Origin of the sequence: Acinetobacter sp. SwsAc6, from assembly GCF_013391565.1 — a bacterium.
GTDB classification, from domain to species: Bacteria; Pseudomonadota; Gammaproteobacteria; order Pseudomonadales; family Moraxellaceae; genus Acinetobacter; species Acinetobacter cumulans.
This window is the reverse complement of sequence record NZ_JACAXE010000022.1, coordinates 33,627-59,401: the sequence shown is the minus strand read 5'-3', so window position 1 is coordinate 59,401 and position 25,775 is coordinate 33,627. Positions and strand designations below refer to the sequence as shown.

The 25,775-nt window shown below is 38.9% G+C and carries 29 protein-coding genes and 1 rRNA gene; 14 read left to right on the top strand and 16 right to left on the bottom strand.

The window, feature by feature from the left end:
* The 5 genes from HYG93_RS19250 to ftsY all read right to left on the bottom strand — a co-directional run.
* Window positions 1-67 (bottom strand): 16S ribosomal RNA (locus tag HYG93_RS19250); the annotation flags it as partial.
* Between the two features lie 480 nt (window positions 68-547).
* Window positions 548-1,180 (bottom strand): DUF2057 family protein, encoded by a 633-nt coding sequence (locus HYG93_RS13820; RefSeq protein WP_106986691.1) that lies wholly within the window; start codon window positions 1,178-1,180, stop codon window positions 548-550.
* Window positions 1,181-1,369: 189 nt separating this feature from the next.
* On the bottom strand, window positions 1,370-1,963 hold the full coding sequence (locus HYG93_RS13815; RefSeq protein WP_106986690.1) for a nitroreductase family protein: 594 nt from the start codon (window positions 1,961-1,963) through the stop codon (window positions 1,370-1,372).
* Between the two features lie 213 nt (window positions 1,964-2,176).
* A complete protein-coding gene (locus HYG93_RS13810; RefSeq protein ID WP_106986689.1) occupies window positions 2,177-2,863 on the bottom strand; it encodes a nitroreductase family protein in 687 nt (228 codons plus the stop codon).
* Window positions 2,864-3,081: 218 nt separating this feature from the next.
* Entirely contained in the window at window positions 3,082-4,188 is a 1,107-nt protein-coding gene (gene ftsY, locus HYG93_RS13805) for a signal recognition particle-docking protein FtsY (RefSeq protein WP_106986688.1), read from the bottom strand.
* Window positions 4,189-4,448: 260 nt separating this feature from the next.
* Between ftsY and HYG93_RS13800 the strand changes: the two genes are divergently transcribed.
* Window positions 4,449-5,756, top strand: a complete 1,308-nt coding sequence (locus HYG93_RS13800) for a pitrilysin family protein (protein WP_106986692.1) — start codon at window positions 4,449-4,451, stop codon at window positions 5,754-5,756.
* A gap of 11 nt (window positions 5,757-5,767) precedes the next feature.
* A complete protein-coding gene (locus HYG93_RS13795) occupies window positions 5,768-7,291 on the top strand; it encodes a pitrilysin family protein (RefSeq protein ID WP_106986687.1) in 1,524 nt (507 codons plus the stop codon).
* Here the strand turns inward: HYG93_RS13795 and HYG93_RS13790 are convergent.
* Together HYG93_RS13790 and HYG93_RS13785 are read right to left on the bottom strand one after the other, a co-directional pair.
* Complete coding sequence (locus tag HYG93_RS13790; protein ID WP_106986686.1) at window positions 7,288-7,620, bottom strand: hypothetical protein; 333 nt, start codon at window positions 7,618-7,620, stop codon at window positions 7,288-7,290. The genes HYG93_RS13795 and HYG93_RS13790 overlap by 4 nt on opposite strands.
* Before the next feature lie 121 nt (window positions 7,621-7,741).
* Window positions 7,742-8,098 (bottom strand): hypothetical protein, encoded by a 357-nt coding sequence (locus HYG93_RS13785; RefSeq protein ID WP_106986685.1) that lies wholly within the window; start codon window positions 8,096-8,098, stop codon window positions 7,742-7,744.
* Between the two features lie 233 nt (window positions 8,099-8,331).
* Between HYG93_RS13785 and HYG93_RS13780 the strand changes: the two genes are divergently transcribed.
* The 4 genes from HYG93_RS13780 to HYG93_RS13765 all read left to right on the top strand — a co-directional run bounded on the left by HYG93_RS13780 (window position 8,332) and on the right by HYG93_RS13765 (window position 10,100).
* The gene (locus HYG93_RS13780) at window positions 8,332-8,565 is read left to right on the top strand and encodes a hypothetical protein (RefSeq protein WP_106986684.1); all 234 of its coding nucleotides are present in this window, start codon (window positions 8,332-8,334) and stop codon (window positions 8,563-8,565) included.
* 147 nt (window positions 8,566-8,712) lie between these two features.
* Window positions 8,713-9,075, top strand: a complete 363-nt coding sequence (locus tag HYG93_RS13775) for a DUF2750 domain-containing protein (RefSeq protein WP_106986683.1) — start codon at window positions 8,713-8,715, stop codon at window positions 9,073-9,075.
* 108 nt (window positions 9,076-9,183) lie between these two features.
* Complete coding sequence (locus HYG93_RS13770) at window positions 9,184-9,618, top strand: CBS domain-containing protein (RefSeq protein WP_106986682.1); 435 nt, start codon at window positions 9,184-9,186, stop codon at window positions 9,616-9,618.
* Between the two features lie 122 nt (window positions 9,619-9,740).
* Window positions 9,741-10,100 carry a hypothetical protein gene (locus HYG93_RS13765; protein WP_106986681.1) on the top strand — a complete coding sequence of 120 codons (360 nt, stop codon included), beginning with the start codon at window positions 9,741-9,743 and terminating at the stop codon, window positions 10,098-10,100.
* Here the strand turns inward: HYG93_RS13765 and trpB are convergent.
* The 9 genes from trpB to HYG93_RS13720 form a co-directional block, all read right to left on the bottom strand.
* Complete coding sequence (gene trpB, locus HYG93_RS13760; protein ID WP_106986680.1) at window positions 10,097-11,305, bottom strand: tryptophan synthase subunit beta; 1,209 nt, start codon at window positions 11,303-11,305, stop codon at window positions 10,097-10,099. The genes HYG93_RS13765 and trpB overlap by 4 nt on opposite strands.
* Before the next feature lie 144 nt (window positions 11,306-11,449).
* Window positions 11,450-12,637 (bottom strand): VWA domain-containing protein, encoded by a 1,188-nt coding sequence (locus HYG93_RS13755; protein WP_106986679.1) that lies wholly within the window; start codon window positions 12,635-12,637, stop codon window positions 11,450-11,452.
* Between the two features lie 262 nt (window positions 12,638-12,899).
* Window positions 12,900-13,751: a MoxR family ATPase gene (locus HYG93_RS13750; protein WP_106986678.1), complete on the bottom strand. Its 852-nt coding sequence runs from the start codon at window positions 13,749-13,751 to the stop codon at window positions 12,900-12,902.
* A 23-nt stretch (window positions 13,752-13,774) separates the two neighbouring features.
* Complete coding sequence (locus HYG93_RS13745; RefSeq protein ID WP_106986677.1) at window positions 13,775-14,158, bottom strand: hypothetical protein; 384 nt, start codon at window positions 14,156-14,158, stop codon at window positions 13,775-13,777.
* A gap of 21 nt (window positions 14,159-14,179) precedes the next feature.
* Window positions 14,180-14,485 (bottom strand): YcgL domain-containing protein, encoded by a 306-nt coding sequence (locus HYG93_RS13740; RefSeq protein WP_106986676.1) that lies wholly within the window; start codon window positions 14,483-14,485, stop codon window positions 14,180-14,182.
* Window positions 14,486-14,613: 128 nt separating this feature from the next.
* Entirely contained in the window at window positions 14,614-15,756 is a 1,143-nt protein-coding gene (locus HYG93_RS13735) for an HRDC domain-containing protein (protein WP_120366046.1), read from the bottom strand.
* 192 nt (window positions 15,757-15,948) lie between these two features.
* The gene (recR, locus tag HYG93_RS13730) at window positions 15,949-16,545 is read right to left on the bottom strand and encodes a recombination mediator RecR (protein WP_178962567.1); all 597 of its coding nucleotides are present in this window, start codon (window positions 16,543-16,545) and stop codon (window positions 15,949-15,951) included.
* A gap of 13 nt (window positions 16,546-16,558) precedes the next feature.
* Window positions 16,559-16,888: a YbaB/EbfC family nucleoid-associated protein gene (locus HYG93_RS13725; RefSeq protein ID WP_106985024.1), complete on the bottom strand. Its 330-nt coding sequence runs from the start codon at window positions 16,886-16,888 to the stop codon at window positions 16,559-16,561.
* 33 nt (window positions 16,889-16,921) lie between these two features.
* Entirely contained in the window at window positions 16,922-18,109 is a 1,188-nt protein-coding gene (locus tag HYG93_RS13720) for an O-succinylhomoserine sulfhydrylase (RefSeq protein ID WP_178962566.1), read from the bottom strand.
* Between the two features lie 141 nt (window positions 18,110-18,250).
* Here HYG93_RS13720 and HYG93_RS13715 point away from each other — a divergent pair, with 141 nt between their 5' ends.
* From HYG93_RS13715 to cydB, 8 genes are all read left to right on the top strand, one after another.
* Window positions 18,251-19,348, top strand: coding sequence for an alpha/beta fold hydrolase (locus tag HYG93_RS13715; RefSeq protein ID WP_120363941.1), 1,098 nt, complete (start codon window positions 18,251-18,253; stop codon window positions 19,346-19,348).
* Window positions 19,349-19,362: 14 nt separating this feature from the next.
* Window positions 19,363-20,235 (top strand): NAD(P)-dependent oxidoreductase, encoded by an 873-nt coding sequence (locus HYG93_RS13710; protein ID WP_117006751.1) that lies wholly within the window; start codon window positions 19,363-19,365, stop codon window positions 20,233-20,235.
* An 85-nt stretch (window positions 20,236-20,320) separates the two neighbouring features.
* Window positions 20,321-20,590 (top strand): YARHG domain-containing protein, encoded by a 270-nt coding sequence (locus tag HYG93_RS13705; protein ID WP_106985021.1) that lies wholly within the window; start codon window positions 20,321-20,323, stop codon window positions 20,588-20,590.
* 33 nt (window positions 20,591-20,623) lie between these two features.
* A complete protein-coding gene (locus HYG93_RS13700; RefSeq protein ID WP_117006750.1) occupies window positions 20,624-21,037 on the top strand; it encodes an HIT family protein in 414 nt (137 codons plus the stop codon).
* Between the two features lie 324 nt (window positions 21,038-21,361).
* A complete protein-coding gene (locus tag HYG93_RS13695; RefSeq protein WP_178962565.1) occupies window positions 21,362-22,441 on the top strand; it encodes a porin in 1,080 nt (359 codons plus the stop codon).
* A gap of 411 nt (window positions 22,442-22,852) precedes the next feature.
* On the top strand, window positions 22,853-23,044 hold the full coding sequence (cydP, locus tag HYG93_RS13690) for a cytochrome oxidase putative small subunit CydP (RefSeq protein WP_106985018.1): 192 nt from the start codon (window positions 22,853-22,855) through the stop codon (window positions 23,042-23,044).
* Complete coding sequence (locus HYG93_RS13685) at window positions 23,044-24,630, top strand: cytochrome ubiquinol oxidase subunit I (protein ID WP_106985017.1); 1,587 nt, start codon at window positions 23,044-23,046, stop codon at window positions 24,628-24,630. The genes cydP and HYG93_RS13685 overlap by 1 nt, the downstream gene beginning before the upstream one ends.
* On the top strand, window positions 24,627-25,772 hold the full coding sequence (gene cydB / locus HYG93_RS13680; protein WP_120366042.1) for a cytochrome d ubiquinol oxidase subunit II: 1,146 nt from the start codon (window positions 24,627-24,629) through the stop codon (window positions 25,770-25,772). Before HYG93_RS13685 ends, cydB begins: the two co-directional genes overlap by 4 nt.
* Window positions 25,773-25,775: the final 3 nt, after the last annotated feature.

Sequence of the window (25,775 nt, the reverse complement as noted above, 5' to 3'; positions counted from 1 at the left end):
GCTCGACTTGCATGTGTTAAGCCTGCCGCCAGCGTTCAATCTGAGCCATGATCAAACTCTTCAGTTTAAAATCAATAGTACCTTTAAAGGGTACCAATCTTGGCTCATCAATTACTGACAAATATTTACTCAAATAAACTTCGAGAAATTTCTACCAATTATCAATGAAAATATATTCGATTGATCAACCAGTAAAAATCCACACAAGTTGTTCTTCATAATCTCTTAATGATCTATTTGTGCCTCATCAGCAACAAATTCAACAACTTAGCGCAACATTTCGTTTCGTTCATCGTGTTGATGTGGTGTATTCTATACGGATTTAAAACAAGCGCAACCCCTATTTCTAAATTAATTAGAAATACTGAATTGTTCGATTATTTTTCAACCTAAAACTGTATATTTCAAAAATTATGCCTATTTTTAAAGCACAATTAAACACATTATTTGTATCTTGGCATCTTCATTATTCAGTCATGTAATAAAAAAGTCGGAAGAGTCCGACTTTCAATCACTTTGTTTATCTTTAAGCCACGAGAAATAGCGCTTAATTACTCTGTTCTGCCAGCCAAGTCATAAAAGCTTGTCTTTCTTGCTTTGTTGCATGTTGCCAACTCTGAATAAGTGTCTGTGTTGATACGTTTGAATTTAGAGTGGCTTGGGTAGTCTGAGAAGTATAAATTGGTGCTGGTTGATGTGCTTGAGGCGGTATTTGTGTTGCATCCAGTGTATCTGAATCTGAAAATACCGAACTCAGCCATGATTTACTAGCTTTAGCACCGGCTTGCTGAACCAATAATTGTTTGTTTTGGTCATATAAACCAATGATTGGTTCATCTTTATATTTTTCTGCTTGGTCAAAATCTTGTGGAGGATTAATTAATGCCAAGCTGTAATTATTACCATCTGTTAAAGCTGGTGTTTTTACTGTGACGACGCCTGATTTTAAAATGTCATGTGAATTGTCTGGATGTTGATAGTAACCACTATAACGGACACCGATTACATTCGTTCCAGCATTTAATTTTATTTTATTATTCGATCGCAAAAAATTAGTGCCAATTTCTTGATCATTGATAGCAACTATCTTAATTTCTTCAGGAACTGAAAGTGTGACTGCTGAAAAAGCGATACTACTTATTGCGAATGCGCCAATACCTGCCACAATTTTAAAAACCATGTCTATACTCTTGCTGTTCTATTCAATTTTAGATGCACTATGCAATGTATAAATGACAACTTTATGACAATGATTTTCTACGCATAAAAAAGAGTGCATAAGCACTCCTTTTTATGATGTTAAGCATTCAAAGCAAATGTATTGATTTAACTTTCTACTTTGAACTTTTATTCATCTGATTTGTGAATATTAATTAAATGTCTTAAAGCGTTCAGAATCATCAATAAATGTTTTGTCACCAGCAGGTGCTTCAATTGAACCAAATACCAATTGTGCTCGTAGCTTCCACGATTCAGGAATATTGAATTTAGCAGCAACCTCTGCATCTACAATTGGATTGTAATGTTGTAAAGATGCACCAATGTTTTGTTCTGCTAATGCTGTCCATACAGCAAACTGTGCAATTGCTGTTGAATGCTCTGACCATACTGGGAAGTTATCGGCATATAAAGCAAATTGCTCTTGTAGTGCTTTTACCGTCGCTTGGTCTTCATAAAATAATGCCGTACCAAACCCAGCAGCAAAACTACTAATTTTTGCATCAGTTCCTGCAAATGCTTCAGCTGGAACGATTTGACGTAAAGTCTCGCGTACAATATTCCAAAATTGCGTATGTGATTCACCAAATAAGGTCACAACGCGAGAAGTTTGTGAGTTAAAAGATGAAGGACTATGGCGTACTGCTTCTTGAATTGTCTCTTCAATAGCCTTTTGATCAACCGACAGGTTTTTACCAATCGCATAAATAGTACGGCGTTGTTTAATTTTATCTAGAAAAGACATTTTGAACCCTCTTGTTTTTGTATCGCAAATATTAGATATGCTCATCATAGAGGATTTATATGAATTCGAAATGACCAAATTTATGACATTACGTATCATTTTTAGAACACCCAAGTTACTTTAGTAAAAGTAAGCACGGTTAAAGCTTTATTTTTATTTAATAATTATTTTTAACAGATAAAGCGGTATAGACATACCGCTCGAACAAAAAACTCATGCATAGATACGGAAACTTTCGTGATCTTCTCGATCTTCTTTTTCTGGAATTGAGCCCTCAATAGAACCGAAAACCAGTTGCGCCCGCATGAGCCAATCTGAATGAATATCAAAATGCTGATTAACAGCTTGATCAATCATTGGATTATAGTGCTGTAAAGATGCACCTATACCTAAATCAGCCAATGCAGTCCAAACTGCGAACTGAGCCATACCCGATGTTTGCTCTGACCAAACCGGAAAATCGCTGGCACTAAATGGAACTTTTTTCTGTAATTGCTGAATTACTGCTTGATCTTCATAAAACAAAACCGTACCAAAAGCATTAGCACACTTTGCAATTTTCATTTCAACACCCTCAAATACGCTGATGGGCACATTACGGCGCTCAACTTCTCGTACGATGCCCCAAAACTGCTGATGTGACTCACCAAAAAGCACAACGATACGCGTACTTTGCGAATTATAGGCCGATGGGCAACTGCGTACAGATTCTTGAATAAGTTCTGCAATGTATGCTTGACTAAAGTGAACTCGTTTACCTAGATCATAAATACTACGACGTTTTTTTAGCTGATCTACAAATGTCTGCTCTTCTGACACTTCTACATCTTTTTTCTTAAGCTTAAAATCTTTTGTGATATCTGCTGTTAGTACATGACTAATCTTGCTCAACAGTGCCATAGTGAATCCCCCAAAAATAAAATCACAACAACAATGTATTGATCAGCTTAGTGTAATAAATTTTGACCTTTAGAACTGAGTTGCTTTTTACTAATCCGTTTGTTTTTCCATCGCTTAGCACCCTTAAAAAAAACAAACTCCGCACTAGGCGGAGTTTGTGTGAAATATCACACATTTTGAATTTTATGGTTTTCAAGCCTGTTTCAAATGTTTGATGCTTATTTATCAGTTTCAAAAAGTGCAGCTACAAATGATTTTGCCGAGAATGGACGTAAATCGTCAATTTTTTCACCAACACCAATAAAACGAATAGGCACATGTGTACGGCTTGCAATATTAAACAATACGCCACCTTTTGCAGTACCATCAAGTTTGGTAATGGTTAAACCTGTAAGACCTACAGCTTCATCAAACATTTCAACTTGATTAATGGCATTTTGACCTGTACCCGCATCAACCACCAACATCACCTCGTGTGGTGCTGTTGCATCAATTTTTTGCATTACACGCTTAACTTTAGTCAATTCTTGCATGAGGTTGCTTTTGTTATGTAAACGTCCCGCAGTATCTGCAATTAAGACATCTACACCTTTAGCACGAGCACTTTCAAAAGCATCATAAATCACCGATGCACTATCTGCACCATGGCCTTGCGCAACGACTGCAATATTATTGCGCTCACCCCAAATTTGAAGCTGTTCAGTTGCCGCTGCACGGAAGGTATCACCCGCCGCCAACATGACTTTTTTACCTTCGCCCTGTAAGCGTTTTGCTAACTTACCAATTGTGGTGGTTTTACCTACACCATTGACACCCACAACCAAGATTACATACGGATTTTTATTTGGATCTATATGTAATGGTTTTACACGTGGTGCAAGTAATGCAACTAGCTCTTCCTGAAGTGCTTTATACAATGAATGAGAATAAATCAAATCACCGCGTGCTGTACGTTCAGTCAGGTTTGCAATAATCGTTTTTGTTGCGTCTACACCAATATCTGCAACGAGAAGTTGTTCTTCAACCTCTTCCAATAATTCGTCGTCAATTTCTTTACCACCGATCAGAATGTTAACCATTCCATCTGCAAGGTTTTTACGGGTTTTGGTTAAACCCTCTTTCATACGACTGAAGAATCCACCTTGTGGGGCTTCTTTTTCTACTTCTGCTACTTCTGGTGCTACAGGCTCAGAAACAGGAGCTGGCGCTTTCGGAGTTTCTACAATTGGCACATTAACGGATGCTAAGCTCGGTAATGTGACATCATCATCCCCAAAATCAGCATCAATCAAAAATTTATTTTGCCCATTAGATTGCTGTTGCATGCCGAATCCTTGAAAAGCACTGCGTTAAAAACAACGATTCTAACATAAGTTCCCAGTTTTTTAGCCATTCGTCTGCTTGCATTCCACTGCATGCTAAAAAACAACAGGGCTATCCTTGTGTTTCTTCTTAGGTTTATTAAAAATAGTGCTCTACCACACATGCTTATTTGGAATCGCTTGTGCGCACTCTTTATTTTCAATCTTTTTTAAATCGCGCTTCGCGAGCTCTTCTTTTGACCAGTTTATTGGGCACGGGTTTGATGTGCTCAATAACACATGCTGATTCTCGTAGTCAGCTCAGCCGCACAACTTTTGAAACAACGCTCAAAAATGGCTTGAAAGTGATTATTCGTGAAGACCATCGCTCTCCTATGGTCATGACGCATATCTGGTACAAAGTCGGCAGTACAGATGAATCAGGTAATCTTTTAGGAATTTCCCACGTACTTGAGCACATGATGTTCAAAGGTACAAATAAAGTACCCAATGATGAATTTACCCGCTTAAGCCGTTTATACGGCGGTAGTATTAATGCTGCGACATTTACCAATTACACCAATTACTACCAACTTTACCCTAAAACCTATTTTCCAATGGCTTTAGAGCTTGAAGCTGATCGCATGAGTAACTTAAAACTTAAGCAATCTGACTTTGAACCTGAAATTAAGGTCGTAATGGAAGAACGTCGCCAGCGTACAGATGATAATCCGCGTTCATGGGCTTTTGAACGTTTTAAATGGTTGGCTTATCCGACCAGTCACTATCGCCAACCTGTGATTGGCTATATGAAAAACCTGCAAAACATCCAACTGGATGATTTAAAGCAATGGTACAAGACTTGGTATGCGCCTAATAATGCAATTTTAGTTATTGTTGGGGATGTCAATGCAGAACAGGCATTACTACAAGTCCAAAAATACTTTGGTGATATTCCTGCACAAAAGCAACCACCCCGAAATGATGTCTTAGAATTTGAACGTCCAGGTTATCGACATTTAGAATTAAGCAATAATGTGCAAATTCCTAATTTATATATGGCATGGAATGTACACTCTTTAAGCTCAGCTAAAAATCCACAAGATGCTTATGTGCTCAACATCATCCGCAATTTACTTGATAGCGGTATTTCATCTCGCCTACAAGAACGCCTCATCCGTGATAAGAAAGTTTTAACTACTTTAAGTGTTTCTTATGACCCCTATAACCGCGGTGATAGCTTATTTAGTATTTCTGCTATGCCTGCCTCAGGGGTATCGCTAGAAAATGCACAAAAAGCCATACAAGCTGAAATAGATTCACTCAAAAATGAATTAATTGATGCCACTGAAATGGATCGTATACGTACCAAATTTATTGCCAATATGATTTACAACCAAGACGATATTGTCGGTCAAGCCAAAATGATTGGTAATCTTGAAGTCAATGATTTGAGCTTTCGCTTGATGGATGAGCTACCTCGCTACTACGAAAATGTCAGCCCACAAGATGTGCAAAAGGTTGCCAACACATATTTCGTTCGTGACAACTTAACCACCATGTACCTCACTCCAGAACAACCTTCTAAATAATGGATGCCAATATGTTCAATAAAACATCTTGCTTGTTATTGGCTCTCGTGTTTAGCGCAGGACTCAATCATGCTGTATACGCTTCTTCAGAAGAAGATTTTCTAAATAACGAAGAGAATCTTGACCTCTCACCAAATCAGTTACAGTCTATTCCACTTTTACAAAGCTTAAAAAACTTAAATACCGCAACTGAATATCAAGCACCTTATGTACATGAGCTCAAAAATCGTTATGGGGTACGCAGTTTATTCGTAGAGTCTCAAGACCTACCAATGGTGGACATACAACTTACCTTTAATGCGGGCGCTGCACGCGATACGGAAATTGCCAATGGGCTTGGCGGCTTAGCCAGTATGACCGCAAGACTCATGAGTGAAGGCACTGAGAAATATAATGCGACTCAAATTGCCAGTGTATTTGAACAAACAGGTGCCAGATTCAGCATTCAAGCATATAGAGATATGTTCGTGGTGCACCTACGTGTACTTTCAGACTCTAAAAAACGCGAACCTGCACTCAACATGTTGCTTGAAATCTTAAATAATGCGACCTTTAAAAATAACAGTCTCAGCTTAGCTGTAAGTAATAATCAAGCTGGCCAGCAACAACTTAAAGAAAATCCAAGTCGCTTAATGGGCATTCAGTTTTATCGAAGTGTTTATGGAACTCACCCCTATGCTGAGCCCATTACAGGCACCAACGGTAGTATTAAACGTATTAATCCAGAACGCTTAAAACAGTTCCGCGATAAATTCTTAGTCGCACAGAATATGAATATTGCGATTACAGGAAAACTGGACACGAAAGAAGCACAGAAACTTGCAGAGTATATTTCTAGCCACGTACCACAAGGTACAAAAGCGGGTGAATTAGCACAGCCACTAATCACCGATAAGTTTGTGATTAAGCATATACCATTCCAGTCAACTCAAGCCCACATCACTTTCGGTCATATTGGTACCACACGAAACGATCCAGATCGATTGGCCCTAGAAGTTGCCAATCGAATGTTTGGTGGCGGAGGCTTTAACTCAATTTTAATGCAAGAACTTCGTGTGAAACGAGGCTATACATACGGTGCCTATAGTAGTTTTAGTTTCAGTCAAGCACCCGGTGTATTTAGCTTCAGTTACTCTACACGCCAAGATCAACTCATGGACAGCATAAAAGTTGCCCATAAAGCCTTTGCAGAATTTATTCGACAGCCTATCGACCGTAAGCAATTAGAAGATACCAAAGCGGGTATGTTACGTGCTTATCCCAACAACTACAGCAGTAATGCTTCCATTAATGCCCAGCTTGGCTTGTTGGGATTTTATGGACAACCAGCAGACTATCTCAGTCAATATCCGAAATTACTGGCCAGTTTAACTGTCAAAGACATTGAAAACGCACTACGTAAACACTTACACGCAGACAATATGACAATTGTTATTGTTTCTCCAACGCTTGATCAAGATGAGTTACAAGGCATATTAGACGAAAACCTTACATCGACAGCGAGTGACAATACTCGCATCAAACCAAAATCCTAAAGACTTTCCTCTAAAGCATCAGGGAGTTGGTGCGCACGCACTGACTCCTGTTGATAGGCATGCATTAAGCGAAGGTACTGACGCATACTAATTTGGCGCTGTTGCTTAAGATTTTCAGCCATTTCCTGAGTGAGCGGATAACTATGTTGCTCTGATAACAACACCACATTATGAAATTTTTGAACTGAGATGGGACGAGTTAAGGCAAAACTAGATACACACAAAATGAGCGCAACAATCGTAGCAATCGAATAATTATAAATTTGCTCTAACTTTATTTTCGATAGATTGGTTTTAAATTGAAGAATTTTTTCTAAATCAATAGTCATACACTACCTCGAGTTAAAAGTAGTGTATGGAGGAGTTAGATGAAGTTCAAGTCACACTGCTGTTTTCTTGTACAAGCTGTAGACTTTGACACCAACAAGACTAAATTTAGCCACTATTTTGTTAAACAACGGCGCGAATAACCGCGAAATATAAAATTGCAGCAATGATCACCAAGACCACAACCATCGCAAATATACTCAACCCGCCTTCTGCTTCGGCAGGATGAAGATCATCGTCATCTGCAATGCTTAATAACTCACCATTGTAAACTTGATAAAAAGCCTCTCGTTGAGGTACATCAAGTTCACGTGTAAAGTCATATACACGCTTACGCTGTGCTAACCCAAATTCTCCCAAATGAATTTCATTATGAAAAATTGCTTCATCCAATTTTGTACGATGCAAGTGAGCGAGTGCGATCACTTGCTCCGCTGACGGAGGCATATCAAAACTTAAACCGTCTAAAGTACGACTCATGTGCTGTTCTCCTTGTTATTTAATTATTTTCACTAATTATATTAATAAATAATCAAACTGATCATTGTTTAATCACGTAAACTCAAACTCAGCAAGATAGGTTTTTATTTTTATTTGACAATTACCATATTTTGTAATATTAGTTTAACAATACTTAGTTATATTGAGTATGCATCAAGTAGGATCAATCGACCTATATAAGATGTGATCATAATTACAATAAGGAGTTTTATATGATTCAACAAATCTCTCAACATGAACTAGAACATGTTTATGCAAATGCGGTAAATACAATTCAATCACAAATGAATTTCATTGACGCGGTAACAGAACTAGAGCAAGCAGCACGCGCAGGCCACGGTAAAGCAGCGATGTTTTTAGCAGAACTTTATTATCAAGGTTTTCGTGTAGAACGTGATTCCTACAAAGCCCAATATTGGGAAAAGATGGCCACCATGCAGGCTTAATAAAACGTCACCTAGGTGGCGTTTTTTTTATCTTGAAATTTCATAAATACACATTTACTTACGCTTTTTTGGCTAAGCTTAAACACTAGTTTCATCTCTGACCATTAAAATAATCCGATGTTCCAACTACAGTTAGACAGATTTCAGATGCACACCTTTCACCCAATTTCTAAAGAGCTATTTTTTAAAATTACGATTTTAAAAACCATGATGTATTGTGGCGTGCTTTGGGGACTTTATCGAGACGGATGGGCAATGAGCAATGATGGAGAAGATTATATCTTCCCATTTTGGCTTAACGGCTTACAAGCACATCGCTATGCTAAAAAACATTGGCCACATTACACACCTAAAAGAATAACCCCTCAAGATTTTGAAGTGGCTTTACTCCCTACACTCACGCGTATACATGCCACACCAGCACTGTATACAGCAAATAAAAAATTTAAGCTGACCACAGCACAAATGCGACATTTTTTCTTTACGCCACGCCAATTTGTGATAGCTTAAAGATAGAGATATCACACAATAATTTTATGCATATCTTGGTATTGGATTTTTATGCAATCCACGATACTTTAAAACTAATAATAACGTTAAATATGGAATACAAAGATCATGACGAATGTAGCTCAAGTACTTCAAGAGAAAGCTTTTCAAACTGTTTACACCATACATCCAGATGCAACTGTACTTGATGCCATTAGTTTAATGGCCGAAAAAGGCATTGGTGCCATTGTAGTAACTGAAACAAATGGCCAAGTTGCAGGCATTCTCTCTGAACGTGATTACACACGCAAAATTGCCCTTATGCACCGTAAATCTTTTGATACCACCGTCAGTGAAATTATGACTGCAAAAGTACTTACCGTAACTCGAAATGCAACTGTAGAAGACTGCCTAGAACTGATGACAGATAAACATCTGCGTCACTTACCAGTGGTTGAAAATGATCAACTCCTTGGCCTAATTTCTATTGGAGATTTAGTGAAAGCTGCCATGGATGATCAACACAAATTGATCGAACAACTTCAGCAATATATTTCAGGTTAAAAAGTCTATTCGCCTAAAATCTCTGACTTTTCAGAGATTTTATTTAAATGAACCGTTTTTGTAATGACAAATAAATTACACTCAATAGACATTAAAAGAACATAACTAGAAATATACCTATTATGAATACACTCAACACCACCCAACTTAAAGTCACTCAGCTCAATCGTTTAATTGCTGAGCTCGAACAACTTATGGTTGACATGAAGAATGATGATTTACTGCATACTTATAGGCGCACAATTAATCTAGAAATTGCCAGTGCGATTGCCGAACTCTTAGATACAAAAGCCGTTATTTTTGCGCTATATCCAAATTTGATCCCACAAGAAGCTCCTTCTACTTTTAACCATGATTTTTATAAAAAATATGTGCAAAAAAATATCCCAGTCAAAAACTGGGATAATTTAAATACACTATTAAAACTTTACACACCCACCAAAGAAGATGCTCAGCTAAGTCTATTTAGGAATATAGATTAATTTAAGCCTAATTTTGCTGCAACATAATCAGCATCTTTATCACCACGACCTGAAACGTTTACAACGATTTTGACGTCTTTAGCTAGTTTTGGTGCTTCACGTAAAGCCCAAGCTACTGCGTGTGAACTTTCCAATGCTGGAACAATACCTTCAACACGTGATAGTGTCATAAATGCATCTAAACATTCTTGATCTGTTGCAGTCGTATATTCAACACGGCCTAAATCTTTTAATAAGCTATGCTGAGGCCCTACACCCGGATAATCCAAACCAGATGCAATCGAATGCACAGGTAAAGGCTCACCCTTTTCATCTTCTAGTACATAGCATGCCATACCGTGAATTTGACTTGGCTTACCCAAGGTTAAAGTTGCTGAGTGCATGTCTGTATCTAGACCATGGCCTGCGGGCTCCACACCCACCAATTTTACATTTGGCTCATTTAAGAATGCCGTAAATGCACCCACTGCATTTGAACCACCACCCACACATGCAACCACATAGTCAGGGTTTGCACCAAAACGTTCGTTGGTTTGAACTTTAATTTCTTCACCAATAATCGACTGAAAATCACGTACCATCATTGGAAATGGATGCGGACCAACCACAGAACCAATTGCATAAATGAAGTTTTTCGGATCTTTTAGATATTCTTCAAAAGCACTGTCCACTGCATCTTTAAGTGTTGCTGTACCACGTGTGACTGAAATTAGGTTTGCACCTAAAATTTTCATTTTCACCACGTTTGGATGTTCTTTTTCAATATCTACTTGTCCCATGTGAATTTCGCAAGGAATACCCACAAGAGCACATGCAGTTGCAAGTGCTACACCATGCTGGCCAGCGCCTGTTTCTGCAATCACTTTAGTTTTACCCATATATTTAGCAAGCAGTGCTTCGCCTAAACAATGGTTAATTTTGTGTGCACCTGTATGGTTGAGGTCTTCACGCTTCAAATAAATTTGTGCACCACCTAACTTCTCAGACAAGCGTTTTGCATGAAATAACGGACTCGGACGACCTACATAGTGAGCGAATAGCTCTTTTAATTCATCTTGAAATTCCGCAGTTTGGCGGATCTCCTGATAAGCAACATTAATATCATCCATCGCTTGCTTTAAATCAGGTGGAATAAACTGACCACCATAATTACCAAAGAAGCCCTCTTCATTTGGTAAGGCAATGCCATTAATTAGATGATTCATAAAAAACCCCTGAGCATAAAGAGCGAAAAAATACTGACCTGATACTAACGAATTTCGACCAAACACAACAAGTCAAAATATATATATTATTCAAAGTAGTTCACAAAACTTGCAACTTCTTACAAGCAAATGACCAACTTATACCTAGCGTGCTAAATACTTAGTCATATCCTCAACACCCTTTAAGGTCATTGGATACATGTGATCCTCAAAGATTTGTTTGATTTGACCAATGGTTTGTGTGTAATGCCAATAATTATCTTCTTCTGGATTTAGCCAAGCCGTTTTATCAAAATGCTTACGCAGGCGGTGCAACCATACATTACCAGCTTCATCATTCATATATTCGACTGAACCACCAGCAGAGTTCAACTCATACGGCGCCATGCTGGCATCACCAACCACAATCACACGATAGTCACGCCCATAGGTATTAAACAAATCCCATGTATTCATACGCGTATTTGAACGACGGATATTGTCTTTCCAAACATAGTCATACAAACAGTTATGGAAATAAAAATATTCAAGGGTTTTAAATTCGGTTTTGGCTGCTGAAAAGAGTTTTTCACATTGGGCAATGTGAGCATCCATCGAGCCACCCACATCAAACAGCATCAGCACTTTAATACGGTTACGGCGCTCAGGCACCAATTGCACATCTAAAATGCCCTGTTTGGCAGTTTCACGAATCGTGCCATCAATATCGAGCTCTTCGGCAGCGCCTTGACGGGCAAATTTACGTAAACGGCGCAGCGCCATTTGCATCTGACGGCTACCTAAAATTTGGTCATCATCCAAATTACGGTATTGGCGTTGCTCCCACACTTTAACCGCGGAACGTTTTCGCCCAGGACCACCAATGCGTACACCTTCAGGATGATCACCAAAAGCACCAAAAGGTGATGTGCCTCCCGTACCAATCATCTTATTACCACCCTGATGCTTTTTATGTTGTTCACGCAAGCGTTCTTCCAACATTTTCATCAGTTCTTCGAGCGAACCTGCTTTTTTGAGTTCTTCACGTTGTTCTGGTGTGAGGTGCTTTTCAAGCAACTCCAAATCAAACCATTCTTTGGGTAATTTGTGCACCTGATTGAGCAATTCATCTAAATCAAAGGTCGATATACCATCAAAATAGTCTTTCATTGCACGGTCAAATTTATCAAAGAAGCGTTCGTCTTTCACCATGACAGTTTTTGCAAGCTGATAGAACTCATCTTGGTCTGCAAATACCAAACCTGCTGCCACAGCTTCATTTAGATCAATCAGCTCACGTGTAGAAACAGGAACGCCGTATTTTCGAAGGGTATAAAACAATCGCACAAACATAGGCGAATAAAATCCATTAAATTTATAGTGAGTCTAAACAGATCATACAATCACACCCAAGCTCTTTGGGTCAATTTTGTGAAGTACATATCTTTTGAACGGTAGCCTTTTCTTCAATATTATTCAAAATCACTTTTATAAGTAAAGTGGCAAGCTGTAACTCACCATTCAGCATATTTTAAACAATACAACAGGCTTCTCATCAGTCATCTATTAAAAAACAAAAGCTGGACATTCCAGCTTTTGTTTTTTATTTCATCGCTTAACGACGTGACATAAATGCCAAACGTTCTAGCAACTGTACATCTTGCTCATTTTTAATCAGCGCACCATAAAGTGGTGGTATTGATTTTGATTTATCTGTATTGCGCAAAATATCTTCAGGCATATCATCTGCCATCAACAAGCTCAACCAATCAATCAATTCAGAGGTTGAAGGTGGTTTCTTTAGGCCCGGAATTTGACGTAATTTAAAGAATACCTGTAAAGCTTCATTGACCAATGTTGCAGAAATATTTTCGAAGTGTACATCGATAATTTCACGCATCGTGGTTTCATCTGGGAATTCAATATAATGAAAGAAACAACGACGCAAGAATGCATCTGGTAGTTCTTTTTCATTATTTGAAGTAATGATTACGATCGGACGTTGGGTCGCTGTAATGGTTTCACCCGTTTCATAGACATAAAACGACATTTTATCGAGTTCATGTAATAAGTCATTCGGAAACTCGATGTCTGCTTTATCAATTTCATCAATCAATAAAACACAGCGCTCTTCACTGGTAAATGCTTCCCACAATTTACCTGGCTTAATATAGTTTTTAATATCGTACACACGGTCATCGCCCAACTGACTATCACGTAAACGTGAAACAGCATCATACTCATACAAGCCTTGCTGTGCCTTTGTGGTTGATTTGATATGCCATGTGATCAGCTTAAGACCTAAACTTTCAGCAACCTGTTCTGCGAGTAGCGTTTTACCTGTGCCAGGCTCGCCTTTTACAAGCAATGGTTTTTGAAGAGAACGCGCAGCTTTCACTGCAAGTTTTAAGCTATCCGTAGCGATATATTGAGCCGTGCCATTAAATTGCTGATTTTCAACAGACATGTCATAACCTTTATTTTTTTACTTTAAAGCGGTGAAGTTTTATTGTGAACAACATTTGAGGCTTTGTTGGCGGTATATTTTGACCATAAGTAGCCAAGTACCATACAAATACCCAATACAAAGAGAATAAGCGATAAATTTGCCCACACTAAAGCTTGGTCTTTGGTTAACACACCAAAAAGCAAACCAAAAATTGCTGGCGCAATCGAGGCATTGTTTCCTTCAGATACCGTTGGCGTCAATAGAATGGCAAACATGATAATCCATGTCATGCCACCCAAGAGCTTCGGCAAGCGTTTCGCCACGCCATACCAGCACAGTAGCGCAATAAAGCTACCGAGCAAATATACCGTGACAGCTATGCTATCTTCAGGAATTGAGTCTAATACAGCCCATAAACTATCCATTTCACAACTCCTGAATTTTAATTAAGCACCGCGCAGGCCTTCTGGCGCAACTGCATTAGGGTCAATTAAGCCTTCTGGAGGCATTTGTAGGAAAAACCCTTTCGTAACAATTGAATCCATCACATGAAGCACATTTACACGTGCCAATTTACGTGATTCACTCAACTCCAAATCCATAACAAAAGTTGCACGGCCAAATGCGGTACGCACTGCTTCAGGCAAAACTTCGAGCGGATTTGCTGGCTCTTGGTTTTCTTTGATTTCCTGACGAGCAATGTAAATATACATTTCGTCTTTTTTGCTCGATTTGTAAATTGAACAGAACATAATTTGAAACAACACTCCTAAAATGCAAGGCAAAGGATACATCAAAAAAAAGACTGATACATTAATGTTTATTAACGCATCAGTCGTGAATTTGTACAATTGCCAAATCTTTAATCAATTCGGCGCAATTAATCACTCACTTTCATTTGTGTCGACAAATAAGTTTCATCTGCACGCAATACTTCAATCAAAGGTTTGGTGAGTATGTCATAGCGCCAACCTAATAAATAATTAGGTAAATCTTGCTCATCATTACGAAATACCACGTGTTGATATAAAGCATTCAGCCATTTTTTACGCATCAATACTTCTTTTGGCACGGTGGTTTCATCCACGACTTTTTGAATTGTCAATTCTACACGCTGACTAATGTCTTGCGATGAATGACGGATTGGACGTGCCATACGCAATGGCCATTCCGCTTGCTCTGGCAAATATTTGAGCAAGTCTAAAATCGTTTTCCCATGTTCGCGTATAATGTTTGGACGGATTCCCTTAATACTGCTTAGCTGGAAATGATTGCGCGGATTTTTCTCCACCAAATCTTGCATAGTGGCTGATTTTAAAATGAAACTACGTGGCTGATTTAAAGCCTTCACCATTTGCTCACGCCAAACAGCCAGTTGCTGTAGCTGCATCAGTTGTTTACGACTATTACGGAAGTTACCAACATCTGAGTACAACTGGTGTACAGGGGTTTCTACGCCAATTTCATAGGTCAAATTACGACAATCTTCAAGTACACAGTCCAATAATTGCTTTTGCTCTAATTCATTTTTTACTTTTTCAGAAAGCAACATGATGTATTCGACATCATTGGCTGCATATTTTAATTGATCCAAGCTTAATGGACGAGCAAGCCAATCTGAACGGGTTTGATCCTTTTCAATATCAACATCTAACATGAGTTTTAATGCATTTTGATAACTAACTTGTAAGCCATGACCTAAAAATGACATACCAACTTGAGTATCAAACACATTGTCTAAAGATTTATGTGAGGCATAGTGATAAATAAGATCAATATCTTCACTACACGCATGAAAAACGTTTTGCTCTGCACCAAACAACTTTATCCAAAATTCACTCAAATCCAGTGCAGCACCATCTAATAAGAACACTTCACCATTGACATTGATTTGAAATACACCAAGTTTCGGCCACAGCGTATCTATCTTAATAAATTCAGTATCTAATCCATAAATGGGATACGAATCCATTAAGTTAATCACTTTTTGTAAATCTTGCTGTTGTTGAATAAATTGATACATAAGACTGCGGAATCTATAGCAAAAACTGTTTTCGCCTATTTTAACCGATATATAAGATATTTATATAACTAATTTTTGTATATTGGTTATATTTTTTTAAATATATTGGTAGTTTATTGCTTTTTCAGATAAATTATTATCGTTTTTTTGTATTATTAAGATAAATTAAAATAAGTGTAGCATCTACTCCACTTATTTCATTCTCATTCGGTTGTGTACTGCCTGACTGAGTGTATGACTGTCTACATACTCCAGCTCACCACCTTGTGGTACACCTTGTGCTATACGCGTCATATTGACTGGCAAATGTTTAGCAGCTTCAACTAAATAATGTGCTGTTGCTTGCCCTTCAACCGTCGCATTGGTTGCCAAAATAACCTCCGTCACCAGACCATCCGATAGACGTTGAATTAAGTAAGGCATACCAATTTCTTCAGGGCCGATACCATCTAATGGCGACAAATGACCACCGAGCACATGATATTTACCCTTAAAACTACCACTTTGCTCAATTGCCATCACGTCAGCAGGAGACTCAACCACACAAAGCAGTTGCTCATCACGGTCGTTTGATAAACAAATATCACAAACTTCATTTTCTGTCAGTGAATGACACACTGCACACTCATGAATATAACTGGTTGCCTCATTTAACGCATGTGCCAAACCTAAAGCACCTTCTTTATTTTTCATGATTAAATGCAAAGCCATGCGTTGAGCCGATTTCGGCCCAACACTTGGTAAAATGCGTAATGCTTGAACGAGTTGATCAAAACGTCCACTAAACATGCAAGACGCTTCCTTAGAACAATCCAGACAAACCAGGTGGTAAACCCATACCTGAATTTGCAGATTTCATTTTTTCTTCAGTGATGACTTCAGCTTGACGCGCAGCATCATTCATTGCCGCTGCAATAAGGTCTTCAATCATATCTGCATCATCTTGAAGTAATTCAGGATTAATTTCGATACGTTTAACAACATTACGGCAAGTCATGGTCACTTTAACTAGACCACCACCAGCTTCTGCATGAACTTCCGTTTGTGCAAGCTCTTCTTTAGCCTTCTTAACGTTGCTTTCCATATCTTTTTGCATACGCTGAGCTTGCTGCATCAACATGTTAATGTTCATAAAATACTCCGAACAATAAACTTTTTAATTGGCTTAAATTAAATCTAAACCACGAGAAATATCGCGAATGATATCATTAATATCTTCCAAACCAACAGAAACTCGAATTAAACCTTCACTAATTCCTGCTGCTTGTTTAGCTTCTGCCGACATTCTACCGTGAGAAGTAGTTGCTGGATGTGTAATTGTCGTTTTTACATCACCCAAGTTACTGGTAATTGATAAGAAACACGTATTATCAATGACAGTCCAAGCGCCTTCACGCTCACCTTTAGCAACAAACGATACTACACCACCAAAACCTGATTGTTGTTTCTTCGCAAGTTCATGGCCTTCATGATTTGGCAAACCTGCATAATAAACTTTTTCAACTTTTGGATGAGCATCTAACCATTCAGCTAAAATTTGCGCGCTTGCACAGTGTGCTTTCATACGTAAACTTAAAGTTTCTAACCCTTTTAAGAACACCCATGCATTAAATGGACTCATAGAATTACCCAATGTACGAATCACACCGGTAATTTCTTCCATCAGTTTAGCACTACCGACCACCGCACCACCTAAAGCACGACCTTGACCATCGATATATTTAGTCGATGAATAAATAACAAGGTCTGCACCAAACTTAAGTGGTTGCTGTAATACTGGCGTACAGAACGTATTATCTACTGCAAATAAAGCGCCTTGTGCATGTGCAATATCCGCAATTGCCTGCAGATCACCCACTTGAGCCAATGGGTTAGATGGAGTTTCAATGAAAAGTAAACGCGTATTTGGACGAATGGCTTGTTTCCATGCATCTATATCTTCTAAATCAACAAAAGTGACATCTACACCAAACTTGATTACATATTTTTCAAACAATGAAATAATCGAACCAAACACAGCACGTGAACATACAACATGGTCACCCGCCTTCAAGTAAGCTAATGTCACCGCATGCACACCCGCCATACCAGAACTCGTTGCTACAGCAGCTTCAGCACCATCTAAAACAGCTAGACGCTTTTCAAATGTTTGAACTGTTGGGTTGGTATAACGTGAATAGGTATTGCCTTCAATTTGCCCTGAAAATTTTGCAGCAGCGTCGGCTGCACTTTCACACACAAAAGACGAAGTTAAGAAGATCGGCTCACTATGCTCTCCCTCAGAAGTACGATTGTGACCTGTACGAATAGCCAAGGTATCTAGTTGATATTCGATGTCGTCTTGTTGGTTCATTAGCATTACTCAGTCCAATGACTGCCTTTTGTTAATTATTGCCAATATTTTGAGCGCCTAAGCTATTTAAGGTCAAGGTATAATAAGCAAATATCGCTTAGACTTCGATCAAACCTACAAGGATATAGGCCAACAATCACCATGAACCCATTGAAAAAAAGCCTTTTAACACAGCAAAAAAAACTAAAGCACCTCTCTACACGTTTTTTTAATGCAAAATCATTGGTGTTATCACAAACCAATCCTTACGAGGTCATTGAAGAATATAAATTTTGTCAGGTTCGCCATTACGCATCACCCAACCGTAAATACCAAGAACCCTTAGTCTTTGTCGCACCCTTAGCCATCAATATGGCAATCTACGACCTTTACCCTTATCGTTCACTAGTCAAACACTTTCAACACAGTGGTTTTGAAGTTTATTTAATTGAATGGAATAAGCTCAGTTATCAAGATCGTTTCCTCGATTTTTTATCATTTATTGATGATGCCATCCCTCACTGTGTCGACAAAATCTGTACACATGCCAACAGCCCACAAATTTCTTTGCATGGTTGGAGTATGGCTGGTATTTTTGTCACGCTATACACTGCCTTAAGCACATCCAACCGTGTCAAAAACCTCATGGTGATGGGTAGCCCTATTGATAGCTATGCCTCTGGCCGCGTTGGTCGACTCTTTCAAAATATCAATCAATTGATTTCACGTAGTCAATCACTCAAAAATACGATTTACAGCGGTAAAATTCCTAAAAGAATGATTCATACACCTGGTTTGCTAAATGCAGTCGGCTTTAAAATATTAGATCCTAAGGGCTGGTATTACAGTCAAAAACAATTTTTGTTTAATCTAGCAGACCCTCAAGCACTGTATGAACATGCCACTATGGGCAACTTTCTCAACCACATGATTGATTATCCTGGCGGTATTAATCAGGACATGGTTTTGCATCTATGGCTACAAAACCCCCTAAAAGGCGGTGTTATTCAGTTGAAAGATAAGATTATAAAATTAAAAGATATTCACGCTCCCCTGTTTATTGGCGCGGGTTCTAGCGATCAGATTGTTACCGCAGCAGCAGCTCAGCCCTTAGGTGAATTGACAAGTAGCCAAGATGTCACGTTTACTCTTATCCCCGGTGGGCACTTAGGCCTCATGTCGAGCCAAAAAAGCGCAAATGAATTTTGGCCTAAATTAACCACATGGCTTGAACAAAGATCGACAGTTATTAAAAATTAAATTAGGGTTTTATTATGATTCAATCAGTTGCATTCATTGGTTTAGGCGCAATGGGCTACCGCATGGCAGCACACTTACCCAAGCACTTTGATACCGTTTATGTATGGAATCGTAATTTTGACAAAGCCAAACAACATGCAAATGAGTTTGGCACCCTTGCTGTAGATCTACAACAAGCAGTACAAGCTGACATTATTTTTTCCTGCTTACCAACCAGTGCAGATATTGAGGCTTTAATTGCTGGCATTAATATTCGAGCAGGCAGTATTTGGGTGGATTGCACTAGTGGCGTACCGAGTTCAGCTAAGCACTTAGCGCCACTATTTCTACAGCAGAATGCATTTTACTTAGATGCTCCAGTATCTGGGCAAACAATAGGCGCAGAAAATGCAAGCCTCACCTTTATGATTGGGGGGGATCAACACGCATTTAAGCAAGCCTTGCCTGCTATCCAAGTGCTCGGCAAGCTTATTCAACATGTGGGTGAATCAGGTGCAGGTTTTGCTGTAAAAGCAGTCAACAATATGCTCATGGCGGTCAATTTGTGTGCCGCTTCTGAAGGCCTGACTGTGCTTAAAGCACATGGCGTAGATTTACACGCCGCTTTAGATTGTATTAATGCATCAAGCGGTAAAAGCAATGCGACAGAAACTATTTTACCGCAACGGGTACTCAACCGTAGTTTCCCATTAACCTTTGCCTTGCCATTATTAGCAAAAGATACAGGAATTGCTGTAGATTTAGTTCGCACAGCCAAACTTTCTGCACCTGTCATTTCCCTTGCGCAAAACTTAGTTCAAGTTGCCAGCGACACTGCTGAAGAAAATAGTGACTTTTCAACTGTCGCAAAAATGTACGAATCATGGAGTAATATTACAATTGAGTAAGATCTCACCATTGAAAATACATAATTAAATCGAATACTGTGATGGTGTGATCACACACATTGTTACAAACACAGAGGAAACTCGTATGAACAATTTCAAAGTTGCGGCATTGGTTGGCTTTGTTTCGCTATTAGGGGCATCTACAGTAGCTATGGCGTCTGAGCAAGAATGTCAAAAACTCAAGAATGATCATGATGTCATCTATGCATCAAAAGGCTTTTGTTTTAAAGACCCTGATGCTAAAGCAAAGTATGGTAATGACAATTGCTATACAACCAAACCAAAATTTTCAGAAAAAGAGCAACAACGTCTTGACGCGATCAAAGATCGTCAGAAAGAATTGAACTGTAAATAATTACAGTTGAAATACAGCTTAAGGAAATCTGTCATGGCTTATGATGACCAAAACATTTTTGCAAGAATTTTACGCGGTGAATTACCTGCGATTAAAGTTTATGAAGATGAACGTGTTCTTGCATTTATGGATATTATGCCTCAAGCAGAGGGCCATACTTTGGTTATCCCAAAGTCACCTGCAGTCACCCTACTTGACCTCGCACCAGAAGAAGCAGCCTACACAATTCAAATTGTACAGAAGGTTGCCAAAGCGATTGAAACAGCTCTTCAAGTTGAAGGCATCGTTTTAATGCAACTTTCTGGCGTAGCTGCTGGTCAAACAGTGCCACATGTGCACTTCCACCTTATTCCAAGCTCTGTACATGAGCTAGGGAAACATGCAGCACAAATGGGTGATCAGGACAAAATTAAAGCCTTGGCTGAAAAAATTAAAGCAGCACTTTGAAATATGAATGTCATATTTTGAATATCTTAAAATGGAGCTTCGGCTCCATTTTTTATATATGGCGCCTTTCAATATGCAAAATAAAAAAGCCAGCAACAATCCCACTAACTATATTTAATAAAATAAATACAAATACTTAAACCATAAAAAACACAATTTTGCTCAAGGAATACACCAATCATATTTCATATCTTTGCAATATTTCCTTAATAGAACTGTCTTATTTGTAATCAATACTTAGCGCCATTAGATAGCGAAATTATTTTTAGCCAAGCTACTGATAAAACGTATTGATATGACTAGAAAAGTCTTCTGGAGCTTCAAATGAAAAAAACACTATGTGCATTAGCAATCGGGGCAACTGTTGTAACACCTATGATGGCGTCTGCAGCAGATGTAAAAATCTATGGCCGTGCACACGTTTCTTTAGACTACCTTGATGATGGTAAAGATTATAACGAAGTAGGCTTGTCTTCTAATGCATCTCGCTTAGGTTTTAAAGTTGATCAAAAAATTAATGACGACTTAAATGTTTTTGCACAAATTGAGCAAGAAGTTAACTTTGCAAGTGGCTCTAAAGATGCGAATGGCGTGAATTTCTCAACTCGTGACACATTTGTAGGTGTAAAAAGCGCGAATTACGGTCAAGTTCGTGTAGGTCGTTTTGATAGCCCATTTAAAGTTGCACGTAGCCCAATCAACTTCTTTGGCGACATGGTGGGTGATGTACGTAACGTCACACGTGTTGGCAACTTAAAGTTTGATGAGCGCAACGAAAACACCATCGAATATAAATCACCAAAATTTGGTGGCGGTTTTAATGTGCTGGGTGCTGTATCAATGAATGCAGGCACAGAGTCAACTAAAGATGCAAATGGCGAAGGCAAAAAGAAAGACCAAGCTTATGATCTTGCTTTGACATATAAAGAAGGCCCGATTGATTTTGCTGCTGCATACGAAAAATATGAAAAAAATGCGGCAAACGTAAGCGATGGCGCAAGCCGTGATGCTTTCCGCCTTGCTGGTGCATACAAAATTACCGAAGAGTTTAACTTAGGTGCAATGTATCAATTGTCTCAACATGACAATGACAAAGTAAATCCAGATGTACAAGTGTTTGGTTTAGCGGGTGAATATAAACTTACACCTAAAACCTCTGTACGCGGTGAATACTTCTACCGTGATGTCGATGCAAATGATGCGAATGCAAGCTTAGTTGCAGTCGGTGTTGAGCATAAACTTGACAGTACACTTCGCGTATATGGCAACCTCGCAACAGTCATTAACGACAAGAACTCTAAACTCAACCCTTGGAAAGAAGGTCGCAGTTTTGGTAATGGTATTAGCGGTGTAGCAGACGAAAACTCAACCGCCCTATCTTTAGGCCTACGTTACGACTTCTAACATCCGCCCCTCGCAAAAAAAAGAACATGCTTGCATGTTCTTTTTTTTCATCATTTTTTTGCGCTTTCCCACTCAGCATAAGCATGCTGTAGACTTTGCATTTTAAATACAAGTATTTTAGTTGGTTTTATTGGTATTAATTATCATTTGTAATATTTAGCAAATACAAGTATTTTACTCGGATTTAAAATATAATTATAAGTAAAAAAGTCGGAATTAATTTATTTAAACACAAGTAAATAGATCAACTTTAAAATAACATAAAATTAGTATATTTTTAAAAAAAATATCAATAACTATTTGTTTTATAATTATTTTTTTAATATATTATTATTTTAACTGTTCCACCTATTTATTTTATATTTTTTTTGTTTAATAATGTAAATATAGTTTTTAAAAACAGGCTTAACCATGAGCTTAGTTCCAAAAAATATCAACCGAAACGTAAGTCGCGAAATTGCCATTATATTAATAATTAAAGTGGTGATTTTATTGACTATTAAACATATCTGGTTTGACGCACCAACGATTCCTAAAAATTTTGACAATCAAGTTGCCGAGCATATCGCTGGCAGTTCTTCCCAAATCAAGGAGACACGTTGATGATTTCTGAAAGCGTGGTCGATCTTTCGCGGTTCCAATTTGCGATGACCGCGATGTATCACTTTATTTTTGTTCCACTCACTTTAGGTATGGCTTTCCTTCTTGCCATTATGGAATCCACGTATGTGATTTCTGGTAAAGAAATTTATAAAGACATGACTAAATTCTGGGGCAAATTATTCGGTATTAACTTCGCGCTAGGGGTTACTACTGGTTTAACCATGGAATTTCAGTTTGGTACAAACTGGGCATATTACTCACACTACGTGGGCGATATCTTTGGTGCTCCACTCGCAATCGAAGGCTTAATGGCGTTCTTCCTTGAATCGACATTTATTGGTTTATTCTTCTTTGGTTGGGATCGCCTCTCAAAAGTACAGCACTTAGCTGTTACATGGTTAGTTGCACTTGGCTCTAATATGTCTGCACTGTGGATTTTAGTGGCCAACGGTTGGATGCAAAACCCAGTCGGTTCAGCATTTAACTATGAAACCATGCGTATGGAAATGGTCGATTTCGGCGCACTCATCTTCAACCCTGTTGCACAGGTGAAATTCGTACATACTGTATCTGCAGGCTATGTTACTGGTGCAATTTTCGTATTGGCTATTTCTAGCTACTACATGTTGAAAAAACGTGACTTGCCATTTGCGCGCCGTTCTTTTGCCATTGCCGCCATCTTTGGTTTAGCTTCTACACTTTCAGTGATTTTACTGGGTGATGAATCTGGTTACGAAATTGGCGATGTGCAAAAAACTAAATTGGCTGCAATTGAAGCCGAGTGGGATACTCACCCAGCGCCAGCACCGTTTACTTTATTTGGTATTCCAAACAAAGAAACCATGACTACGGACTATGCTATTAAAATTCCGTATGTAATGGGGATTATCGCAACACGCTCAACCACCAAAGAAGTGACAGGCATTAAAGATTTAGTCATCCAACACGAAGAACGTATTCGTAATGGTATGGTGGCTTATTCACAACTTGAAAAACTACGTGCAGGCGACCAATCTGCAGAATTAAAAGCAGCTTTTGCTGAGTCTCAAAAAGACTTGGGATATGGCTTACTTTTGAAAAAATACACTCCAAACGTAGTTGATGCATCTGAAGCACAAATTAAAGCTGCTGCTAAAGACACAATTCCACACGTACCAAGCTTATTCTGGGCATTCCGTTTAATGGTTGCATCTGGTTTCCTTATGCTTCTATTGTTTGCTCTTGCTGCCTTTGCTGTTGCAAAACGCAATGCAGAAAATAAACCTTGGTTACTAAAATTTGCCTTGTTTGGCTTACCACTTCCTTGGATTGCTGCGCAAACTGGTTGGTATGTTGCCGAAGTTGGCCGTCAACCTTGGACTATCGGTGAAGTTTTACCAACACACCTTTCAGCTTCTAGCTTAAGCACTGGTGATGTATGGGGATCTATCATCGCACTTGCATCGTTCTATACTGTACTTTTGATTATCGAAATGTATCTCATGATCAAATTCTCACGTCTTGGCCCAAGCTCACTTCATACTGGTAAATACCACTTTGAAAAACTTGAAGCGGCGAATAAAGCAAATGAGGAGTCTAAAGCATGATCGAATATGAACTGCTCAAAATCATTTGGTGGGTACTTGTAGGCGTACTACTCATTGGCTTTGCCCTCACCGATGGCTTCGATATGGGTTCCATGGCACTCATGCCATTTGTAGGTAAAACAGATGACGAACGTCGCGCTGCAATCAATACGATTGCACCGCACTGGGACGGCAACCAAGTTTGGTTTATTACGGCTGGTGGTGCACTATTTGCTGCCTGGCCAATGGTATACGCAACTGCATTCTCAGGCATGTACTGGGCACTGCTCCTGGTTCTCTTTGCACTATTTTTGCGACCTGTCGGCTTCGACTACCGCTCAAAACTTGAGAACACAAAATGGCGTACATCTTGGGACTGGGGCTTATGTATTGGTGGCGCCGTACCTGCTTTAGTATTTGGTGTAGCTTTTGGCAACATGTTCTTAGGTGTGCCGTTTACTTTAGATGAAACTGTACGCTCTACTTACACAGGTAGTTTCTTTGCACTACTCAATCCATTTGCATTGGTTTGTGGTTTAGTCAGCCTTTCTATGCTGGCAGCGCACGGTGGTGCTTGGCTCATGATCCGTACGGATGGTGATTTACGTCAACGCTCTGCTAAAGCAACTCAAATCATGGGTATTGTATATTTAGTGACTTTCTTGGCTGCTGGCGCATGGCTATACTTTGGCGGTATTCAAGGTTATACACTTGCGCAACCATTTGACACTAATGGCGTAGCAAACCCACTAGCAAAAGAAGTGATTACCAATGCTAACCCAGGTTGGATGAACAACTACTCAACTTACCCAATTACCATGATTGCTCCAATTATGGGTCTACTTGGTGGCTTGATTGTTGTATTAGCAGCAGGTAAAAATAAAGCAGGTGTGAGCTTCCTAGGTTCAAGCTTAGCGGTTATTGGTGCAATCTTAACTGCTGGATTTGCATTATTCCCGTTCCTTATACCTTCAAGCATCAACCCAACAGTAAGTCTTACAATGTGGGATGCCGTATCAAGTAAAAATACTTTAACTGTTATGACTGTTGCTGCCTGCATCTTCGTTCCAATCATCTTGTGTTATACCACTTGGTGTTACTACAAAATGTGGGGCGTGATTACTAAGAAACATATTCAAGAGAATTCACATAGCCTTTACTAAAAG